Source organism: Streptomyces sp. NPDC111507 (genome assembly GCF_055638955.1).
The window spans coordinates 1,485,222-1,500,114 of record NZ_JBVKBU010000001.1 but is presented as its reverse complement, the minus strand read 5'-3'; the positions used below and the strand labels follow the sequence as shown (position 1 = coordinate 1,500,114).

General features: G+C 64.1%; 12 protein-coding genes and 2 pseudogenes. 7 read left to right on the top strand and 7 right to left on the bottom strand.

The window, feature by feature from the left end:
- The first annotated feature begins 42 nt into the window (after positions 1-42).
- Positions 43-687 (top strand): ATP-binding protein, encoded by a 645-nt coding sequence (locus tag ACZ7M2_RS06645; protein WP_471594536.1) that lies wholly within the window; start codon positions 43-45, stop codon positions 685-687.
- A gap of 4 nt (positions 688-691) precedes the next feature.
- Here the strand turns inward: ACZ7M2_RS06645 and ACZ7M2_RS06640 are convergent, their stop codons facing one another.
- Entirely contained in the window at positions 692-3,853 is a 3,162-nt protein-coding gene (locus ACZ7M2_RS06640) for a DEAD/DEAH box helicase (RefSeq protein ID WP_471594391.1), read from the bottom strand.
- 408 nt (positions 3,854-4,261) lie between these two features.
- Here ACZ7M2_RS06640 and ACZ7M2_RS06635 point away from each other — a divergent pair, with 408 nt between their 5' ends.
- A complete protein-coding gene (locus ACZ7M2_RS06635; RefSeq protein WP_471594390.1) occupies positions 4,262-5,104 on the top strand; it encodes a DUF6602 domain-containing protein in 843 nt (280 codons plus the stop codon).
- A gap of 30 nt (positions 5,105-5,134) precedes the next feature.
- Here the strand turns inward: ACZ7M2_RS06635 and ACZ7M2_RS06630 are convergent.
- From ACZ7M2_RS06630 to ACZ7M2_RS06615, 4 genes are all read right to left on the bottom strand, one after another.
- Positions 5,135-5,961 (bottom strand): IS5 family transposase gene (locus tag ACZ7M2_RS06630; protein ID WP_471594535.1). Its coding sequence is split into 2 segments (ribosomal slippage): positions 5,135-5,613 and positions 5,613-5,961, totalling 828 coding nucleotides; the frame shifts between segments, so codons are not numbered across the junction.
- A gap of 37 nt (positions 5,962-5,998) precedes the next feature.
- Positions 5,999-6,583 carry a DinB family protein gene (locus ACZ7M2_RS06625; RefSeq protein ID WP_471594389.1) on the bottom strand — a complete coding sequence of 195 codons (585 nt, stop codon included), beginning with the start codon at positions 6,581-6,583 and terminating at the stop codon, positions 5,999-6,001.
- A 145-nt stretch (positions 6,584-6,728) separates the two neighbouring features.
- Positions 6,729-7,844, bottom strand: coding sequence for an SRA domain-containing endonuclease (locus ACZ7M2_RS06620; RefSeq protein ID WP_471594388.1), 1,116 nt, complete (start codon positions 7,842-7,844; stop codon positions 6,729-6,731).
- 348 nt (positions 7,845-8,192) lie between these two features.
- Positions 8,193-8,318, bottom strand: coding sequence for a hypothetical protein (locus ACZ7M2_RS06615; RefSeq protein ID WP_471594387.1), 126 nt, complete (start codon positions 8,316-8,318; stop codon positions 8,193-8,195).
- Positions 8,319-8,347: 29 nt separating this feature from the next.
- Here ACZ7M2_RS06615 and ACZ7M2_RS06610 point away from each other — a divergent pair.
- Together ACZ7M2_RS06610 and ACZ7M2_RS06605 are read left to right on the top strand one after the other, a co-directional pair.
- Positions 8,348-8,822, top strand: a pseudogene (locus tag ACZ7M2_RS06610) (hypothetical protein).
- 289 nt (positions 8,823-9,111) lie between these two features.
- On the top strand, positions 9,112-9,507 hold the full coding sequence (locus tag ACZ7M2_RS06605) for a VOC family protein (protein WP_471594386.1): 396 nt from the start codon (positions 9,112-9,114) through the stop codon (positions 9,505-9,507).
- Positions 9,508-10,129: 622 nt separating this feature from the next.
- On the opposite strand, the gene ACZ7M2_RS06600 is transcribed toward ACZ7M2_RS06605, so the two are convergent.
- Together ACZ7M2_RS06600 and ACZ7M2_RS06595 are read right to left on the bottom strand one after the other, a co-directional pair.
- Positions 10,130-11,707, bottom strand: a complete 1,578-nt coding sequence (locus tag ACZ7M2_RS06600) for a substrate-binding domain-containing protein (protein ID WP_471594385.1) — start codon at positions 11,705-11,707, stop codon at positions 10,130-10,132.
- A 304-nt stretch (positions 11,708-12,011) separates the two neighbouring features.
- On the bottom strand, positions 12,012-13,031 hold the full coding sequence (locus ACZ7M2_RS06595; RefSeq protein WP_471594384.1) for a hypothetical protein: 1,020 nt from the start codon (positions 13,029-13,031) through the stop codon (positions 12,012-12,014).
- A gap of 188 nt (positions 13,032-13,219) precedes the next feature.
- Here ACZ7M2_RS06595 and ACZ7M2_RS06590 point away from each other — a divergent pair, with 188 nt between their 5' ends.
- From ACZ7M2_RS06590 to ACZ7M2_RS06580, 3 genes and pseudogenes are all read left to right on the top strand, one after another.
- Positions 13,220-14,065: a class E sortase gene (locus ACZ7M2_RS06590; protein ID WP_471594383.1), complete on the top strand. Its 846-nt coding sequence runs from the start codon at positions 13,220-13,222 to the stop codon at positions 14,063-14,065.
- A gap of 36 nt (positions 14,066-14,101) precedes the next feature.
- A pseudogene (locus tag ACZ7M2_RS06585) lies at positions 14,102-14,294 on the top strand (winged helix-turn-helix transcriptional regulator); the annotation flags it as partial.
- A gap of 75 nt (positions 14,295-14,369) precedes the next feature.
- Positions 14,370-14,696, top strand: coding sequence for a DUF6412 domain-containing protein (locus ACZ7M2_RS06580; RefSeq protein WP_099922465.1), 327 nt, complete (start codon positions 14,370-14,372; stop codon positions 14,694-14,696).
- Positions 14,697-14,893: the final 197 nt, after the last annotated feature.

Here is a 14,893-nt window from a genome sequence, read left to right as displayed (position 1 = left end):
TTGCCGACGATGAGAGGGGTCTCGGTGATCCACCAGACGTGTATGTCACGGAAGCCGTGGGACTTGGCCTTCACGGCAGAACCTGAAGAAGTAGCAGCTTTACGCCGCATCATGCGACTGCACCTTGACCTCTGGGGCTTGCACGAAGTCATCGACGCGGCCCAACTCTGCGTCAGTGAACTCGTCGCCAACGTGATCACGCATGTCGGCCCGGGTACCCCGACCACCCTCACCGTCTCAATGGATGGCACCCACCTGCGCATCGAGGTCCACGACCCCGACCCTCGGGCTCTTCCGACGCTCCTCGATGCGGGCGCCGACTCCGAGGGCGGTCGCGGCATGGCGCTCGTCGACGCCATCGCCGATCGTTGGGGCGTCCAACTCCATGCCGACCGAAAGGTCACCTGGTGCGAACTGGCCACCAGCCTGAGCTCGCCCAACGGTCATACAGGAGGTGTCCGTGTGGCAAGAGCAGGGGCAATGCTCGGTCTCTACGGCGCAGCGCAACTGAACCGGGGCGCGGGGGCGAGCACGTCAAGCGTGGCCGTGGTGGAGGAAACGGCGATCGCCGTCATCGCCGACCTCCTTCATTGGCTGCAAGCGCACGGCCGCGACGTGGACGAGGCGCTGGACCGTGCCCAGATGTACTTCGAGGCAGACGCCGGCGCTGAGGGAGACTCGGTCTGAGGGGTTAGCCGGCAGCGATCGCGGAGTATGTCCATACGTCCGCCGGAATCTCGTGTGCCAGCTTCCACGTGATCGCCATCGGCTTGCTTCCTTTGTGCTCGACGTACTCGGCGGGGCCGAGCAGCATCCACGGCTGGGCTCCGCCGATGTCAGTGCTCTTGTAGCGGCGTACGAAGAGCAAGACGTGGCTGCCCGTGATGGCGTGGTGCTGATAGCGGAGCCCAGTGGGTGAAGTGGCCGAGGTCTGGTTCTGGGATTCCCAGTGGAAGAGGCTCTCGCTGAGCGCATAGTCGTGGTAGCGGGTCTGCGGGGAGAAGTCCTTCTCGTCTTTGTCCAAGGTGATGAGCAAGGCGTCGGTCTTGATCGAATCACACCACTTCACCCCCTCACGGAAGTCGCCTGGCATGAAGCCGCCGATGAAGGATTGGCCGAGCGCGGGGAGGATCTCTTCGCGGCTGTAGGAAGCGTGCACGGTCAGTGGAATACCGGCCTCGCTACCGACCCCTAGGAGTGGGATCGGGACATGCTCGGTGTGGGCGAGGTTGTACTCCAGCACTTGGCGTAGCTCGTTGCGTACCGCGTGCTGGTGGTGCAGCATCGTGAACCCGGCGTCGTAATTGGCGAAGCCCTTGCGGGTGTTTCCGCCGAGCGGCCACAGTTGGAAGAAGAGCATGCGGGCGTAGGCTTGACCCTGCTCATCGAGTGCGCCGTATGCGGGGGCATCGTCTTCCAACAGCCTTGTGTACGCGGAAACGCGCAGCGGGTCGTCCACGTGCAGGAAGGCGGAAACCCGCTTGAGTAGCATGGCTTCGCCTTCAGGCGCCTCGCCCTTCAGGAGACCAGACCGACGGAGGAGCCCAGTCCATGAGTTCCCGTTTCCTCGGTAAAGCTCTTTTAGCTCGCGGCCGCTCTCATCGAGGTACCGGCTCAGCCTTGGCTCGGCATAGTCGGCGACTTCGCGAGCGAGAGCTGTCACATTGACGCCGATCTGATCCTTGATATTGGCGATGATGGTTTTCTTCGCCTTCTCTTCAAGGATGATCTGGCAGCCGGAGGGTAGCTGGGGGAAGCCATGCTCGATGTTGTCCAGGAGTCGCTTGCGGGTGAGGTTCGTTAGCGCTCGGAACTGGTTCTCGAAGCGGAATTCCTTGCGGTGTTGACCGATGAAGTCCAGCACGGTCAGCACTGCTTTTTCCTCAGTGCGTCGGAGGCCTCGGCCGAGCTGCTGAAGGAACACGGTTGCGCTGGAGGTGGGGCGCAGCAGGAGTAGGGTGTCGACGTCGGGGATGTCGAGGCCCTCGTTGAAGAGGTCGACCGAGAAGATCACCTGCAATGACCCCGTCCTGAGGTCAGACAGTGCCTGATGACGCTGGTCGGCTGGAGTCTCGCCTGACAGAGCTACGGCATTGAGGCCGGCCGCGCGAAAGTACTCTGCCATGAAGTGTGCGTGCGCGACCGACACACAGAAGCCTAGAGCCCGCATGGCTCCTGGCTCGGAGACCTTCTCCTTGACGGCCTTCACGACCAACAGGGCCCGCGCATCATTTTCCGTAAGAACATTGCTCAGAGCGCTCGCGTCGTACGCTCCACGCTTCCACTCCACCGCACTCAAGTCGGTGTTGTCACTGATACCGAAGTAGTGGAAAGGGCTGAGGAGATCGTTCTCCAAAGCCTCCCATAGGCGCATTTCGGCAGCGATCCGGCCATCGAAGAACTCATCTTGGATGTTCTTGCCGTCCATGCGCTCGGGGGTCGCTGTCAGGCCCAGCAGCTCCAACGGCTGGAAGTGATCGAGGATCTTCCGATACGTCGGTGAGGTTCCGTGATGGAACTCGTCGATCACGATCACGTCGAAGTGATCGGGAGCGAGCTGGTCCAGCGCTCGAGCGTTCAGCGACTGCACGCTGGCGAAGACGTGCGTCCAGCGCTCTGGGATCTCACCGCTGTGGAGGGATTCGCCGAAGTTTGGGTTCACCAAGACATCTTGGTAAGTCCGCAGAGACTGCTGCAAGATTTCCTTGCGATGCGCGACGAACAATAGTCGCAGGTCACGGCCATGCTTCTTGCGCAGCTGTTTGTAGTCGAGTGCCGCCATCACAGTCTTGCCGGTGCCAGTGGCGGCCACCAGCAGATTGCGATGCCGGTCATGAACCTCCCGCTCAACTTCCAGTCGCTCTAGCATGTCGCGCTGGTGCGGATACGGCCGTACCTCAAGGCCGGACAACGTGATCTTGCGGTCCGCGGAGGACGTTGAGGAGGTACCTCCAGCGATCGCCAACGCCTCCTGCAACCGGATTCCGTCCGCATCAGGATCGTATGTTTCGAACGAAGGGTCGCTCCAGTACGCCTCGAAGGTTGCTTCGAACTTTCGCAACACGTCGGGAGTGGCGATGGAAGACAGCCGGACGTTCCACTCCAGGCCATCGAGCAGGGCGGCTTTGGAGAGGTTGGAGCTGCCGACGTACGCCGTGTCGTAGCCACTCCCACGCCGGAACAGCCATGCTTTGGCGTGGAGTCGAGTAGAGCGTGTCTCGTAGTTGACCTTGACCTCGGCGTTGAAATCTTGCACCAGCCGATCCAGCGCGCGCCGTTCGGTCGCTCCGATGTACGTCGTCGTGATGACGCGTATCGGTACGCCCCGCTCATGGGCCGCCTTCAGGGATTGCTCGATGATGCGCAGACCGTGCCATTTCACGAACGCGCAGAGCAGGTCGACACGGTCAGCAGTGGCTAGCTCCGCGCGCAGCTCGAAGCCGAGGCTTGGATCCTCGGGCGAGTTTGTGATGAGCGCAGTATCAGAGAGCGGGATGCCTGGCCGTATGGCGAAGACACCTGGAGCCTCCTGCCGTGTCAGCGCCAGGAGTTGGCGAGGACCGTCCGCCACCAACTCCACCCACTCCTGTGCTCCTTCAAGAGTGCTGATGGACTCCAAGATGTGGTTCGCCGCGTAAACCCGCTCCTCGGCAGGGAGTCTGTGGAGAACACGGCGCACGGTCTGAGCGATATGTCTTGCCAGTACATGGGAAACGGACTCAGCTCCTACTGCATCGCTCACTGGATGCCACCCGAGGTTCGCGAACTCCTTCAGCTTCTGCTCAAAGCGCACGGTGATGAGCTCCTCGTACACCCCTACGGCAGGCTGCGTCAGATCCCCCGACTCGGACACGCTGGCTCCCTTGATCACTCAGACGGTTGTGCCCATGTGTAACAGAGGGCACTGACAGTGGGCAGGCGTTGACCGATCACTGGACGTGGGGATACCCCTTGGCGCTTGGCCAGACAGGGCACGATCGCCGCAAGCGCCCTGCATCGGTGTCCATGTAGCCGCTGCCTCACCCCAATCTTGATCCCCGAAGACGGTGCCAGTGGGGCATGCTTGGGCCAAAGTCAAGCTGCTGCAGCAGTTACTCCCACTGTATGCCGGAGTGGAGGGATCAAACTCCTAAGGTGCGTGCCGTAGTTATGCCACAGGGGCGGACTTCCATGGGCAACGGCGGTTCGCCGTAGCCGAGATGCCCCGTCCGCGTTGTCGTCCGTAGCTGCAGAAGTCTGTGGACTACTCTAGAATCATTTCATGTCTCAAGAGAAGCTTGGAAGAATCCTGGGCTCAGTGGCTATGCGAATGCGTGCAGATTTTGAGCAGTCAAGGAACTTCAGACATAACGGTGAAGCGGGAACTTCCCGAGAAGCTCTTGTTCGCGAGTTTCTCGCCAGCTATCTACCATCCCATGTGGAAACGGTACATAACGCTGAAATCATCACCGCCTCAGGTGAGACCTCTCCTCAATGCGACGTTGTTCTTGCGGATCGAGGAACCCCGCCTTTCACTACCCTAAACGGGTACCGAATTCTCCCAAATGAGTGCGTTTATGGCGTCGTTGAAGTAAAGACTAAACTAGACAAGGAACAACTTGTAGACGCATGTAACAAAATAAGTAAACTGCGCCGCATGTCGAAGGCTTCCTATCGCCCGACGCCTGGTCTTATTCCGCGAAAAACGTCAGCCTATGGGAAAGTGTACGACTTCTTTCCAACCTCTGGGATTATCGTCGCTTTTGACAGTCTCAAATTGGAGACCATCGGTAGCCACCTCATGGACTGGTGTCAAACCCGGCCTCCGACCGAATGGCCTGATAGCATATGGGTGTTGGGTAAGGGGCAACTGCAGTGGCAGAACCCTGACAATCGCCTTCTCGAACGCTCACCCGAGCCGGGGTCTCTACTCGCGCAAATAGATACGGATGCATCTCAGGATATCCTACTGGCTCTCGCGCTACACTTGAATATTCATTTCTCTGATGCGTGGATGAACCCCATTGACCTCGTGCCATACGCGGGAGCAACTCGCCTCGGCGTCATTTCGCGTCGATGGCGTATGTCTCCCGTAGGTAGGACATCTAAGATGTTAGAAGGCTGAGGGGAGCACTTCGAGGGCTTAGAGGATGTCTCACGTGGTGAGCTTCGCGAGTCGCTTGTAGCAGGTGAGTGCCGCAGCGAGCCCGAGGAAGGCAAGGAAGTGGTTGCCTTTTCGTTCGTACCGGATGGTGAGGCGGCGGTAGCCGAAGAGCCAGGCGATCGACCGCTCGATCTTCCAGCGGTGCCGGCCGAGGCGCTCGCCGGACTCGATGCCGGGCCGGGCGATCCGAGGAACGAGGCGGCGATCGCGGAGCCAGCGCAGGTATTTCGCGGAGTAATACGCCTTGTCCGCGCGGACCTTCATCGGTCGTCTGCGGCGGGGTCCGCGCCGGGAGCGGATGGCGGGTATCCCCAGGATGAGCGGCTTGAATGCCTGGCTGTCGTGCAGGTTCGCACCCGACACCGCCACGGCCAGCGGTAAGCCCTGGGCCTCGGACAGCACGTGTATTTTGCTGCCTTTCTTGCCGCGATCGACCGGATTCGGCCCGGTCAGCGAGCCCCCCTTTTTGCTCGCACCGACGCGGCATCGACGATCGCGGACGACCAGTCCAGCTCACCCCTGGTGCCGAGTTCGTCCAGCACCGCCCGGTGCAGCCTGCGCCACAACCCGGCCTCGGTCCACACGCTGAACCGACGGTGCGCGGTGGCTGGCGAGACACCAAACGTTTCCGGCAGATACCGCCACGCACACCCGCTGGTCAGTACGTACACCACAGCCGTGAACACCGCCTGCTCGTCACGCGGAGCGGTCCCGCCACCTTGCGGTCGAGCCGCGAATGTCGGCAGTAGCGGGGCGACCAGCTCCCAGAGCTCATCAGATACCAGACGCTTCGACAGATCAGCCCTCACGGCCGCCATCATGCTGCTCGAACATCAAATCGCGCGGCACAGCCCTCTATGCCTTGATCGATGCGGCCGATCTGGCGGCCTGTTCGATCTTCGCGTAGTAGGCGTCGCGGGCTTCCTGATCGATCCGCATCTCGTGTTCGGGCCGCATCCCGGTTCGGCCATCGACGTCTTCGCGCAGGATGTCGGCGTGCCCGGCATGCCGGTTGGTCTCGCCGAGGACATGGACCATGATGGCGAACAGGTTCGTGTTGGAATGAGGCTCCGGCCACCACGGCACCTGGCCGGGGGCGTCGAGGGGAAGCTCGTTGATCGTCGCGTCCGAGTGTTCCCACGTGCGCCGGTAGGACTCGATGATCTGATCGCGGGTCTCGTCCTCAGTCGCCCACAGATCGCTGCCGTCGTGGTCCTGCCACCGGAGCAGCGGTTCCGGGGAAGGGCGGTCGAAGACCTCGCCAAAGTACCTGGCCTCGACGCTGGCCACGTGTTTGACCAGGCCGAGGAGGTTGGTCCCGGTCACCGTCAAAGGTCGGCGGGCGTCGTATTCGGACAGGCCCTCGAGCTTCCAGAGCAGCGCCTTGCGGTCCCGCCGCAGTCTCCCGTGCAGGTTTTCCTTTGCGAATTCATCGATCATGCGGCATCAGCCTGCCATGGGCTGTTCGTGGTCTCAAGATCCCTTACGTGGTCCGCAACGACTGGCAGAGCCGAGACCCGGCTATGACCACCGCGCCCTGAGCAGCTACGAGAAGCTCGCGAAACTTGCCACGTGAGACAACCTCTTAGTCGGCAGGTACAGATTCACCAATGAAGCTGCCATTTTCTGATCTATAAATTATTTCAACCCCGTAAGATTCGCACAGATCGAACATGTCCAGATCTGGCTTTGCGGGGAGAAGGATGACCCGCTTGGGTGGCTCCGCGTGGTCCTCAGTCAGTACATAGCGGCTGTAGTCTAGAATTTGCCCGAGAGCCATTCTTACGTCCTCGCGGGCGCTAGATCCCTTAGCTTCGTAGAGTACGTGCTCCGTTGCATCATAGAGATCTGTCCTTAGGGTGGACGTAAGGCCCTTGACCTTTATTTGGAAGGCGCCAGTTTTGCGTCCCACAGATTTAAGAAAGGCCATGTAGGTACGGGTTAGCTCTGCTTCACGACGCACAGCGATGTGTGCTGCGGCCGACGAGCGAAGACTCATCTTCTTATTGAAGGCCTCCGAGACGACGAACGTGCCGCTGGTAGCGGCATTCTTGGCGGCCTTTCGCAAAGAGCTGGATTTATTTCTCTGCTTCTTAGGAAAGGCCAGCCCTCCAATAGTCGCGGGATCGCTTTGAAGGGTCGCTGCAGTAACTACCTCGAGGGGGACGAGTTCACATGTGGTCTCTTTCGCAACCGGGATCAAGCTATTTGAAGAGCGCTGCGTTTCCCCTTCCGGGCGAAGGCGAAAAACGATTGCATTGCGCTTCTTTCCGTCCTGGCCATGAACTCTGCGCCACACGTAAGCTTCCAATGGATCTAGAGTAAATTCCCCGAGGTACTGATGTGTCTTGGCGGCGCTTTTGGGATCCTGACCGACCTGTTTGAAAACTCGCAATGTTCGACCCTGTTCAGCGTGGCACAGGATGGCTCGGTTGCCCCCGCCGGCGGACCCGGCGAACGTCTGATTGCCAGACCTCCCAGCCCCGGTGTACTCGAAGATGGGCCCCAGATCATCTTCCTCTGCCAGCCAACCGTCGTAGTAGCCGTTTACCTCTCCGACGCTGGGGTCCGAGTAGAGGTTGACACTCCGCTCTTCGATTGCGGCGCATATACCGCCCTGTGTGCTTCCTCCGAACACCCGTTTGATCTCTGCTCGCGTGCGTACATTTCCGGGCACGATCGCATCAACTTCTGTCGCCATGTCATGACTCTAACAACTGCCCACGCGTTGACTTGAGTTGTCGGTAGTGAGGGGACAGCAGGCGAGTTTGAGGGAGGCTCCGTGGATGTCGGAGCGTGGTTCCCAGCGCAGGTGCCGGAGGTCGTGCAGCCAGGGGAAGGCGACCTGGACAGTCGGCGTCGCTGATGAGGCCGTGGCGTCGATCGGACACCCCAGACGCGCCCTGTGGTTCAGCGGGTCGTCGTCCTCGATACGGCGAACGTCACGTTGCTGCGTGCGGCCGGGCTGCCCGGGCTGGTCTGGAGATGGGCAGATCTGGGCTATGGCGTATTTTCCGGATCTCGCCGGGAACGGCTGAGGCTCTGCTCTTCAGCGCAGCCTCATGGGGAGTTCACGACGTTGACGCTCGTGCCGCTCGAGGGACGTCAGGAACTCTCGTAGCAGCAGCTCTGCCGTGGCGTGCCGCGAGGAACGGGACACGATGAACGCCTTCATGGCGTCTACCCGTAGGAGGGGGATCGGCCATGCGTGTGGGGATTACCGGGCATCGGGGTTTGAGCCGAGACGTTGAGCAGCGGGTTCGGCAGCTCCTCGAAGTGGCCGTTCGCGAAATCGATGCGGCTGAATTGGTAGGGGTTTCGTGCATCGCGGACGGTCCGGATGCGTGGTTCGCGGAGGCTGTGCTGACGCGTGGCGGAGTTCTCGAAGTCGTTGTCCCGCTGAGCAGTACCGCGAAGGTCTCCCGGAGAGTCACTGGCCGGTCTACGACGAGTTGATGGGTCGTGCGGCACGGGTGCACCACACGGGCAGGACGGCGTCGGACTCGGACGCACATATGACGGGCAGCGAGATTCTGGTCGGCTTGGCCGAGGAACTGTTCGCTGTCTGGGACGGGAAGCCGGCGTGGGGGTACGGAGGCACGGCGGATGTGGTGTCGTACGCCGAACGGAACGGGGTCCCGGGCCGCGTGCTGCGGCTGGAGGCGCAACACGTGAGTAGGACCGGATGTGGTGGGAGCCCGCACAGCACTTCTCAGGTAGTGGTGGCAGGCGGCACGGAGATCCGGTTGTCGCGGGCGAGTTGAGTCAGCCGGGTACCGACCTGGAACGGCACAGGGTCAGCATGCCCTGTTTGAACGGCCCCAGGGTGCGGATGCCCTTGCGGATTCCGAACGCTCGCGGTGTCTGATGCCGGGGCAGACCCTTTCTGAGGTTCCTGGTCAGGAAGATCTCGGATCTGTCGGACGGGTGGCATACGTTGAGACTCGTCCGCACTATCTGGGAGAGTCATGACAAGTAGGTTCACCGAGTTGGTCGTTGACTGCCACGATCCGGAGAGACTCGCGGCTTTCTGGTGCGAGGTCCTGGACTTCAAGGTGATCGACCGGAGCCAGGGCAAGGTCGAGATCGGCTCCTGGGTGCCGACCGTCGAGGATGTCCGGGCTCGCCAGATGCCGCCCACCTTGCTGTTCATCCAGGTACCCGAGGGCAAGACCGTGAAGAACCGGCTTCACCTCGATGTCAGCCCGATCGACGGCAGCACCGAGGACGAGGTGACCAGATTGCTCGGCCTCGGCGCCACCAAGACGGATGCGGGCCAGGGCTCAGACCGAAACTGGGTGGTCATGGCAGACCCCGAGGGCAACGAGTTCGACGTCCTACGCACCCTGGCGCCGCAGAGCTAGGCCGCCAGCGGGCACTCGCAGCCCGTCACACACCGCAACCATTGTGCTGCCGGGAAGGCCTCGGTGGCGTACGAGGGAATAGAGAGGGACGATCGAAGTGGGGGCAGAAATTTCGCAACCCCGCAAGTTCGGGGATGCGTACATCACCGAAGGCGACAACCATGAAAATGGCACAGCGCAACCTTAGGCGATGCTTCGGCGTTCTCGCCTCGCTTCTTCTTGCCTCGCTGGCGCTGTCACCAGCCGTTGCCGAGGCTGCTGTTGTCCCGCAATCGGCGACTTTGAAGGCGTCGTTCGCGGACACCCTGAGTCCTACCTCGAAACCGGGCAACTCACATCAGGACTGGAAGCGAGGTTACCGTCGAGGTTACTACGATGGGTCGGGCGACTACGGCTGCTATCTGCACGTGCCCTCGGTTGTGGGCTCAACGTCCTACAAGGCGGGCTATAGGAGTGGATACAAGGCGGGTTGGAAGAACCACCACTGTGTCGCCTGACAAAGCCGGTGCCGAGGCGGTGAGCTGAGCTCAACCCACAGTGCACGGCCCACAGCCCACTGCCCATCTTTCAATGACCCTTTCCACGGCCGCGCCCTGACGTCGAAGCGCGTGAAATACCGAGGCTAACTAGGACGGCAAAGCAGCGGCTTGGCCAGTTCGGCGCAGGGGCGGTCGCCGTGGGAGCGGATGATGTCCTTGCCGACCTCGTTGGCGAGGTAGCGCAGGAATCCCGCGGCGAGGGAGTCCGCGGGCGGCTCTCCGTAGGTGTACGCGTACTCGGTCTGCCAGTACGGGTATGCGCCCTCGTCCGCGCCTTCGAGGGTGGCCGGGTAGCCGTCGATGCGGATCTGCTGGATGTCGTCGTGTGCGGTGGCGGCGCCGACCTCGCTGTGGCCGAGGGCTCCGGGCGTTGAGGCCACGGTGCTCAGGAGGGTCTCGGTGTCGCTGACCTCGCAGCGGCCGGGCTTGGTCTCGTCCAGTGCCGTGCAGTCGTTCGCGGTGACCGCCAACAGGGGTGTGCCGGCCAGTACTTGGCGCTCCAGTGTGGTCCGGGTGCCCGAGCCGGGGTTGCGGCTGACGAGGTGGATGGGCACGTTGTTGCCCTTCACCTGGATCCAGTTGGTGATCTTTCCGGCGTAGATGTCCCTGATCTGCTTCAGGGACAGGTCCTGGACGCCGGCGTCCTTGTTGACGACCAGGGCGAACAGGGACAGGGCGACGGGTCTGGGGAGCAGTTGCGGACGGCCGTCGCTCTTGGGGCCGTCGCTGAACGCCAGCCGGTCGCCGAGTCCCTGGCTGCCTGTCGGTTTGGTCTTCCGGCCCGCCGCGGCCAGGTCGTCGAGTCCTGACACGCTGCCGTGGAACGTGTCGTTGGTGATGGGGATGAAGGCGTCGGGGCAGGTCTTGTGATACTGCTTCGCGGCCTCCCGGAGTACCGGCGCGAACGCGGTGGAGCCGGAGAGGGTGAGTGTCCCGGTGGCGCAGTCCAGTGGTGCGGCCGTGGCGTCGTGCCTGGTGAACGTGAGGATGGACTGGACGGCGCTGACCATGACGAGGAGGGCGAGCACCCACCTGACCGGCTTCGAGGCGAACGGGTAGTACTCGGTCTTCTTGATCTTCCCGCGGCGTACTCCGCCCACGATGCTCGCGACGACCTCGGGCTCGGGGAACTCCTCGTCCGTGAAGCTCTCCTCGCGTTCCAGGACCGCCAGCACCTTGTAGTGGTCGCCGCGGTTCAGTTTCACCTTGGGCAGTTCGATGACGCCGTCGGTGACGCCGAGGCCGGGGACGTGCGGGGTGGGGTGCTGGTCGTCGGTGCTCGGCGTGAAGAAGCCGCGCAGCTCGTTGCGGCTGAGTTCGGTCACGACCATGCCGACGACGCGGCGGCCCCGGCATTTGACCTGGATGCCCGCGTGGCCCCGGTCGGGCGCCAGATAGCTGTTCTCCACGATGGGGGCCCAGCCGCTGTTCTCGATCCGCAGCAGCACGAACGACGGGTCACGCAGCGGCCCGCCGTTGGTCCGCTGCATCTGCTGAAGCACCCCGGCGTACGGTAAGGCGCGTTCGTCCCGGGCGGTGGTGTCCATCTGGACCCGGTAGCCGAGCCGTTTGCGGCCGACGAGGACGAACTCCCAGAGCGCCGCGATCCCGGGAAGGGCCAAGCCCAGTACGGCGAACCCGAGTTGCCAGGAACCGTTCACGGTCGACTCCCGCGGAAGAAGAGGCTGGGAGGGCCATGGTGGCGGGCGGGTTCCCGGGGTGCCGGGGGTGCTCAGATCCTTGCGATTGTTTTCACCGGGGCGTCACCTGGGACACCTGGCGTTTGCCGAGCGGGGGGACGGCGGCACGACGCCGGGAGCCGAGAGGGCGGGCTGATGACGCCCGGTACCCCCGGCTCCGAGGCCGGGGAGTCGGGGAGCCGGGAGCCGGGAGTTGGGGAGCCGGGAGTCGGGGAGCCGGGGGGAAAGAGAGTCGCGTTACTCGGAGGTGGTTACTCGCATGCGGTTACTCGGCGGTGGTTCCGTGGCACTCTCCGTAACCCTGCTCCGAACCGCACCAGCACTCGACGCCCCGCTGCGGCGGCCAAGCCACCGCCAGCCCGCGCGCCGCCAGCGTCGTCGCGTACTGCGGGAGCAGGGTCGCGTCCGACGGGGAGGCGGCCTCCGAGGCGGCGAAGGCCTCGTAGGACGGGACGGTTCCGGTGACGATGCCGAGGTTCGGGGTGCCGGAGGTCGCCAGTTCCCGTAGCGACGCCTCTATCGTCGCGAGGTGCTCCTCGTGGGACGGGTACTCCGAGGTGAGGGTGGGGTACGCCGTGAGGAGTTCCGTCAGTTCGGTGGTCGGCCAGTGCAGGATCGCCACCGGGAACGGGCGGGACAGCGCCTCCCTGAACGTGCCCAGCTCCGCCCTGAGGCGGGAGATCTCCGCCTGGAGTTCGGCGGGGTTGTCCGAGCCGAGGGACCAGACGCGCTTCGGGTCGTGGAGTTCGTCGAGGGAGACCGGGGACGAGTGGAGGGTGTCGGCCAGGGCGTCCCAGTCGTCGTGGGCCGCGCCCAGCATGCGGCGGACGCGGTGGCGGCCGAAGAGGAGCGGGTAGGTGGCGTACGGGGGCTCCGACGTCTCCGTGAGGAGGAGCTGCGCGGCCTGGGTGAACGTCTCCTGCGCCGCTTCCAGTTCGTCGTGGGACTCCAGGGCCTCGGCCACGATCACCCAGGGGGCCGGGTCCCGGGGAGACGCGGCGCGGATGCCGTCGATGATCGCCCGGGCCTCGGCCTCGTGGCCGTACTCCCACAGGTTCGACGCCTTGAGGGCGCGGGCCAGGTGGGGGTGGTCCAGGGGGGTCGAGGACGACAGCAGGCGGTCGTAGAGCGCGGTGGCTCCGGGGCGGTCGCCGGCCAGTTCGAGGTGGGCCGCGGCCTGCACGAGCAGGTGTTCGGCGTCCTCGGGGTAGAGGCCTGCGGTCCGTTCCAGGCGCGCTGCTTCGGCGTTGTGGTCGACGTGCTCGGCAGACGTGTCGGGGCGCATGGGGGACACCGTACTGCCCATGCCGTTCGAGGGAGAGATACCTGCAGGCCAGAGGGTGGGATCTCGTCGGTGCCCCGGGGTGCCGGTGAACGGTTCGGGCGGTCATGGGGCTGGTGAGTTCGGGGCGCAGCCCTTATCTTGCGGGCCCGGTCAAGGAGGCGAGGCAGTCGAGGAGACGAGGCATCGGTATGCGGGCTCCCGGCATCGTGCGGCGCGGCCTCGGGGCTCCCGGCGTCGTGGATCACGGCACTCGGCGGCGGCGGGCCGCGTACCGGCGGGTGGTGTGGGGCGGGGGCGAGGTTCTCGTCACCGTCGGCCTCCTTCTCCTGCTTCTCGTCGTGCATCAGCTCTGGTGGACCAATCGGCAGGCCCGGGAGGGCGCCGAGAGGAAGGTCCAGGCGTTGGAGAAGGAGTGGGGGAGCGGGGAGGAGGACGGGAAGGGAGAGGGGAAGGAGCAGGAGCAGGGGGCGGGGGTGTCGGGTACGGGGAGTGGTTCGGGTGGCTCGGCGGGGGGTGGTGCGTCCGGTGGGGGTGGCTCCGGGGCGTCCACCGGGAGTGGGCGGGCGCAGGGAACGCCCCGGTTGTCCCAGGCGTACGCCGTGCTCTCCATTCCCCGGCTCGGTCTTCGTGTGCCGGTCGCGGAGGGGGTCGGCAAGCGGGATGTCCTCAACAAGGGGTACGTCGGGCACTACCCGCACACCCAACAGGCCGGACAGGCGGGGAACTTCGCGCTCGCGGGGCACCGGAACACTCATGGGGAGCCGTTCCGGTACATCAACCGGCTGCGGCGGGGGGACGAGATCGATGTCGAGACGGCGGCGGGGCGCTACGTCTACGTCGTCGACAGGACGCTTCCGCAGACCTCCGCGCATGACGGAGGGGTCATTAGGGAGGTGCCGCGCAGTACTGTTCGGCCCGCCTACGGGTACAGCGCGCCGGGGTACTACATCACCCTCACCACCTGCACGCCCGAGTACACCTCCCGGTATCGGCTCGTGGTGTGGGGAAAGCTGACCTCCATGCGCCCCCGTTGACCGCGGTCACCGTCCTCAGTCCGAGGAGCAAGTCAATTCCGGAATGTGACCGGCGGTACGGAGGTCGGCTCGTACGGCGAATGCGCCACCTGTGGAACCGTCGTACCCGTCCCGGACGTCGAAAATGATGCCGGGACCCGGACTCGATCCGGACCCGGCGGATCCGGTCAGTCGTGTGCTGCTGAGGCCGAAGCGTCTGCTGGAGCCGATCGACACCGGTCAGGCGTAAGACCGACACCGGTCACGCGTAAGCAGGTACGGGGGACGTGAGCCCGCGTACGAGAGGGCGAGAGGAGGGGTGGTCGTGGTCCGGAGCTCGGCGAACGCGCGAAATCTGCGCCCTGTCGCCCTTCTGCTCGTGCTGCTCCTCGAACTCGCCGTGCTGGATGCCGGCAGCCTCCCGGCGGCCGTCGCCGTCGCGTTCACCGCGACCGCCGCGGCCGGGGCCGCGCTCGCCGTCTGCGCCCTCATCGGCTCGCGCCGCGCGTCCGCCGTCCCGCGTACGCGGGTTCGTACGGCGATCCGCGACCGTGAGCACCGTACGGCGTTCCTGCCGCAACGCGATCCCGACGCCTCGGGGCGTCCGCGCCCCCGAGCGCCCGGGCGGGCCCTCCTGACGGCCGCCGCGTAGGGATCCCAGCAGGAACTCGCCCGTCGTACCACCCCTGTCTGCGTACCCCGCGCGGGTCGTCATGCCGAAGCGTCACTTCTCATTCCGGCACGACGAGACCCCCGGAGGGCTCACCCATGTCCGCCTTCATGCCCACATCCATGCCCACAACCATGCCCACATCGATGTCCGCATCCATGTCTGCTTCCACGCCCGCA

Bases quoted from the DNA above. Each gene is read 5' to 3' on its own strand.
- ACZ7M2_RS06620 (WP_471594388.1), bottom strand. From the start codon at position 7,844: ATGGCGACAGAAGTTGATGCGATCGTGCCCGGAAATGTACGCACGCGA.
- ACZ7M2_RS06605 (WP_471594386.1), top strand. From the start codon at position 9,112: ATGACAAGTAGGTTCACCGAGTTGGTCGTTGACTGCCACGATCCGGAG.
- ACZ7M2_RS06625 (WP_471594389.1), bottom strand. From the start codon at position 6,583: ATGATCGATGAATTCGCAAAGGAAAACCTGCACGGGAGACTGCGGCGG.
- ACZ7M2_RS06645 (WP_471594536.1), top strand. From the start codon at position 43: ATGTCACGGAAGCCGTGGGACTTGGCCTTCACGGCAGAACCTGAAGAA.
- ACZ7M2_RS06595 (WP_471594384.1), bottom strand. From the start codon at position 13,031: ATGCGCCCCGACACGTCTGCCGAGCACGTCGACCACAACGCCGAAGCA.
- ACZ7M2_RS06635 (WP_471594390.1), top strand. From the start codon at position 4,262: ATGTCTCAAGAGAAGCTTGGAAGAATCCTGGGCTCAGTGGCTATGCGA.
- ACZ7M2_RS06590 (WP_471594383.1), top strand. From the start codon at position 13,220: ATGCGGGCTCCCGGCATCGTGCGGCGCGGCCTCGGGGCTCCCGGCGTC.
- ACZ7M2_RS06615 (WP_471594387.1), bottom strand. From the start codon at position 8,318: ATGAAGGCGTTCATCGTGTCCCGTTCCTCGCGGCACGCCACGGCAGAG.